Genomic DNA, 4,523 nt, shown 5'->3' with positions numbered 1-4,523 from the left:
CGGGTCTCCTCGTCGATTTCGGACGGACGCGGATACCGCGACCAGTTGGTGAGCACCCTGCTTGTCCTCCCGTACTCCTTCCATCTCCGGACCACCGCCACCACCTCGATCTTGAGACCGAGGTCCCAGAGCGCCTTCCAGAGATCGCCGTGCTTCGCGCCCCAAGAACGGATCGCCGTCGCCGTCTCGTAACCCGGCTCGGCGTACACGAAGACGGCGCGCTCCGTGTCCAGCGCGATGGGAAGCCCGAGCGGGAAGAAGCGCCGAAGGCCCCCGAGCGCACCCCGGTAGACACGTTGGGGAAAGAGTCCCCGCCCGATTCCGAGCGCCTCGAAGGCGGCAACCCGGTCGGCTTCGGTGGGAAGCCACGGCAGGCGGGGATGTTCGAGCACGTAGTCGAGCCCGAGCAGGCGCCGCATCGTCACCTCCGGCGACGTGATCCTCCGGCGGCGGCGGTCCCCCAAGCCGAGCGCCTTGTAGATCGGGCGACCGTGGATACGGCATATCCGCCCGATGCCTTTGATGCCGGGCGGCTTCTCCTCGATGGCCACGCCCTGGCCGACGAGCTTGCGGACGGCGCGGCCGACCTTTTCGTGGTGGCACCCGAGGAAGCTCGTCCACTGCGCGCGCGTGAACACGCCGCCATGGAAGCAGGCGAGCGCGATCCATTCCGCGCGGCGTCCCCTCCAGCCGAAGGGCTTCAACCCTTCTGCACGCTCCATGAGACCGGGGACCGCTCTGTCCTCCGTCAGGTCGAACCGTTGCTTCGTCGTCTCCATGCCCGAAACGGTGAAGGGCCGCTTGGAGGGAAGTCAACCCGTGAGGGATTCCCGAGTGTCCATAGTGCCCCAAGAGATGTCATGTCGGTGCGGCTGGCTCATTACGCCATTGAGAGTTCCCATCTGCGGGTCCCTCGACACGTGCGGAAGATTCCCCCAGAAGGCAGGGTGTTTTTCCGCAACGGGATGCGGTTTTCTCCCCTTTGCCCGGATACCCGATGGGCGATACTGCTCGTGTCCTCCGCGCAAATCGGTGCGTTGGACAAGACACACCACTTCCATCGGAGGAGGAAGACACATGATGCAGACGATTGGACGTTCCACCGTCGCCCTCGCGGTGGCCGCCTTGGCGCTGTTTACCACAGCTGCCGTTCCGGGCGACGCCACCACCACCATCACAGCCGCCGCCACGTGCGGGGCCGCAGGCATGGCGACCTGCGAGGAGTACACCGGTGCCGAGTGCATCGTCTCGGTCGGTGGCGAGACAGTCATCAGGGACGACCGCTGCGACTGGGAGAGCAACGGATGCGGCCCCGAGTAGACACTCGCCGTCCCCGTCGCCACCGAGGCGTCGCAAATGTGGGCGCGACGCTCTCGGTGGCGGTGGGCGCCTTCCTCGCGGCGCCCGCTGAAGCTCAGTGGAGCTTGGGTCCGCCTGAACTAAGGGTCGGAGTCGGCGAAGACCCGGTGGTACCGTTTGAGGAAATCGTGGGCATCCTCGTTCGCGGTGACCTCGCTTACGTCGCTGACGCTGGGTCCAGGCAGATCCACGCGTTCGCTCTAGCGACGGGGCACCGCGTAGCCACCACTGGGCGAAGAGGACAGGGTCCGGGCGAGTTCCAGGGTCTGGAGTGGATAGGTGACTGTGGTGGGGACAGCATATTCGCGTCTGACGGGGTCCTGAATCGAGTATCCGTGTACTCGCTGGAACTCGATCACCTAAGAACATTTCGGGTCGAGTCTCCCCAGGGTAATCTCTCGGCAATCCAGTGTTCTGGTTCCGGTGGCTTCATTGGGATCATCCGCCATCGGGATCCCCTGTTGAGTGGCGGCGACGGCGGCATCCCACCGATGATACCGTACCGTTCGACCTTCGACGTGGTCTTTTTCGCGCAAGACGGAAGCTACCTGGATTCCATGGGTCCTTTCCCGGGAAGAGAGAGATACCGCAGCCCCAGCAGGGTTCCCAACCGGTACAGCGACTTGCCACTCCTGTGGGGTATGAATCCGGTTCTCGGATCCTCACAATGGGGATTCGTACTGGGTACGAGTGACGATTGGTCGTTGGTGAAGTACGACATGGATGGGGTTCCTCTGGATACGCTCGCGCTGGAAGAGGGGCGCAGGGTCGTCTCTGAGTCGCACCGGACGGCCTATGTACAGCGAAGGGTACGCAGAGATCGAGACGCCGGTCGGCCCACCACGGAGACGCGGCGGTTTTGGCGAGAATACCCCTATCCGACGCACTTCCCGGCCTACTCAAAGGTCGTGGCGTCGGACGACGGTCTGGTGTGGGTTGAGAGTTTCCAAGTATCCTATCTGGAACAACGGCCCTCCCACTGGAAGGTGTTTGCCGCCGACGGTGCGCTGACGGCCACTGTGGACCTACCGGAGCGCTTCCGGCTTCTGTGGGTCGGCGACACCCATGTGGCCGGGATCATGTTGGACGCGTTCGACGTTCAAACCATGGAAGTGCGCCCGATCCGAAGGCCTTAGAGGGTGCCAACTCCCCAGCACTCCGCAACCGAGGGTGCTGGGGAGTCCTCCATCGGATACGCCCCTCCGGTGGCGGATCCGGCATCCTCCGGGCGTCCGCTCGCTTCAAGTCCTCCGACGTTGGCAGAATGCCGATTGGGTTGCTACAATCCGTCATGCTCGCAGACACCCTCCTGAGAGAAGTCCTTGATGCGTCGCCGGACGCCATCTTGGTGGTGGATGACGCTGGCGTCATCCGGGATGTGAACGAGCGCGCTACGACCATGTTCGCGTGGCATCGCGATGAGATGGTCGGACTGGGTGTCGACCTCTTGGTGCCCTTCCAGCATCGCGCCCGCCACGCGGAACTGAGGGCCGAATACGCGCTCCGACCCCGCGCTCGGCCAATCGGACACGGCTTGCTCTTGCACGGGGAACGCCGAGACGGAAGTCAGTTCCCAGCCGAAATCGCGCTCACGCCATGGCAACCCGCCGATTACGGATCGATGGTTGTCTGCACGGTTCGAGACCTGTCCCGATTCGACCGTTGGCGCAGCATGTCCATGGCGAGGGTGGAGGCAGCGGAAGCGGAGCGGACCCGTATGGCTGGCGAGTTGCACGACGACATCGTCCAGCGGATGGTCTTCATCAAGCACCGCTTCACGACCCTGCGGAGCACGGAGGGCTTGTCCGGCGACGACGACCGTCTGCTGGAGCTGAGTTCGGCAATTGATGACACCATTGCGTCGATTGAGCGGGTCTGCCGAGGCCTGACGCCGCTGGAACTCAAGCACTTCGGATTGAGCTTCGCGTTGAGGATCCTGTTTCGCGAGTATTCCGAAGCCGGGTTCGCGGTTCACTGCAACCTCATCGATGTGGGGCGCGACTTGGACCCGGCGAAGGCGCTTGCGGTGTTTCGCATCGTCCAAGAGTCTCTCGCCAACGCGCGTCAGCATTCGGGAGCGGACGAAGCCACCGTAACCCTGACCGGCGATTCCGGGTGGATAGAAGTTGAAGTGAGGGACGCTGGCGTCGGCTTCGATACCGCCGCCATCGGCTCGTCGGGGTGCGGAATCGGGCTCCTCGGGATGAGTGAACGCGCCGCCATGATCGGCGGGGTCTTCGAGGTGCGCAGTTGCCTCGGCAGTGGCACTGGAATCCGGATTCGCGTTCCGGTGGCTGAGCATGCTACGGCGGAGGAAGGGCTGTGAGCTGGGACACGAAGGTGCTCATCGTTGACGACCATGAGATGGTTCGCGCGGGTCTTCGGGCGATCATCGAGAGCACCGGTCGAATGAAGGTGGTTGGGGAGGCTGCCGACGGCGAGGAGGCGATTCGGCTGGCACAGAGACTCGAACCCGACGTGATCCTGATGGACATCGACATGCCTCGCCTGGACGGCATCGAGGCAACCCGGCGAATAAGCGCGCTGGGGCTTGGCGGAGGGGTCCTGATACTCACCAGATACGACCACGAGGAATACCTTGAACCCGTCATGTCCGTAGGTGCGATGGGGTTCATCAGGAAGAGCCGGGGGCCTGAAGACTTGGTCCGGGCTGTGGATCTGGTCGCCGCCGGACGGACAACGATGCCTCGCGTGGCGTCCCAGCTCTACATGAGGAGACGACGGGAATTCGACGCCCAGCCGGAATCCCCACTGGCCGCCTTGAACGATCAGGAACGCGAAATCCTGAGACTCACCGCCAGAGGCTATACGGCAAGCCAGATTGCCGGCAAGATGTCCTTGGCGCAAAGGACAATCGAGAACTACCGTGCCCGCCTCAAGGAGAAACTCGGGTTGCACGACCGGTCGGATTGGGTGGATCTGGCGCTCAAGTCGGGCTTGCTGCTGGGCGAGTAGGAAAGGACGGAGCATTCCCATCAACCGGCGCTCATTGGAGTACGTTCGCATCCGCTCGGATGCCGTCCGAAGTCCCGCCATTTGGTGACGATTTCCCCGCTGTTCGTGGGAGGCGAGGTCAGATGTGGCCTGAGGGCAGGAAACGCAGATCGCGCAGCCCTGATTGAACTTACGTGATTCCCTGCCGT

General features: G+C 63.4%; 5 protein-coding genes. 4 read left to right on the top strand and 1 reads right to left on the bottom strand.

The window, feature by feature from the left end:
• Positions 1-779: hypothetical protein (locus RN729_RS09725; RefSeq protein WP_310784245.1), on the bottom strand; the 779-nt coding region annotated here is incomplete at its 3' end.
• Between the two features lie 298 nt (positions 780-1,077).
• Here RN729_RS09725 and RN729_RS09720 point away from each other — a divergent pair.
• From RN729_RS09720 to RN729_RS09705, 4 genes are all read left to right on the top strand, one after another.
• A complete protein-coding gene (locus tag RN729_RS09720; RefSeq protein ID WP_310784242.1) occupies positions 1,078-1,320 on the top strand; it encodes a hypothetical protein in 243 nt (80 codons plus the stop codon).
• 38 nt (positions 1,321-1,358) lie between these two features.
• The gene (locus RN729_RS09715; protein WP_310784238.1) at positions 1,359-2,495 is read left to right on the top strand and encodes a hypothetical protein; all 1,137 of its coding nucleotides are present in this window, start codon (positions 1,359-1,361) and stop codon (positions 2,493-2,495) included.
• Positions 2,496-2,650: 155 nt separating this feature from the next.
• Positions 2,651-3,685, top strand: a complete 1,035-nt coding sequence (locus tag RN729_RS09710) for a PAS domain-containing sensor histidine kinase (protein ID WP_310784235.1) — start codon at positions 2,651-2,653, stop codon at positions 3,683-3,685.
• Positions 3,682-4,335 (top strand): response regulator transcription factor, encoded by a 654-nt coding sequence (locus tag RN729_RS09705; protein ID WP_310784232.1) that lies wholly within the window; start codon positions 3,682-3,684, stop codon positions 4,333-4,335. The genes RN729_RS09710 and RN729_RS09705 overlap by 4 nt, the downstream gene beginning before the upstream one ends.
• Positions 4,336-4,523 lie beyond the last annotated feature (188 nt).

The sequence above is a fragment of the Candidatus Palauibacter polyketidifaciens genome (assembly GCF_947581785.1).
Taxonomy (GTDB): domain Bacteria; phylum Gemmatimonadota; class Gemmatimonadetes; order Palauibacterales; family Palauibacteraceae; genus Palauibacter; species Palauibacter polyketidifaciens.
The sequence above is the reverse complement of the archived record's forward strand: the minus strand, read 5'-3'. Positions and strand labels throughout refer to the sequence as shown.

What these genes read in the sequence shown, in the direction of transcription:
- RN729_RS09720 (WP_310784242.1), top strand. Translation starts at nt 1,078, where the DNA reads ATGATGCAGACGATTGGACGTTCCACCGTCGCCCTCGCGGTGGCCGCC.
- RN729_RS09710 (WP_310784235.1), top strand. Translation starts at nt 2,651, where the DNA reads ATGCTCGCAGACACCCTCCTGAGAGAAGTCCTTGATGCGTCGCCGGAC.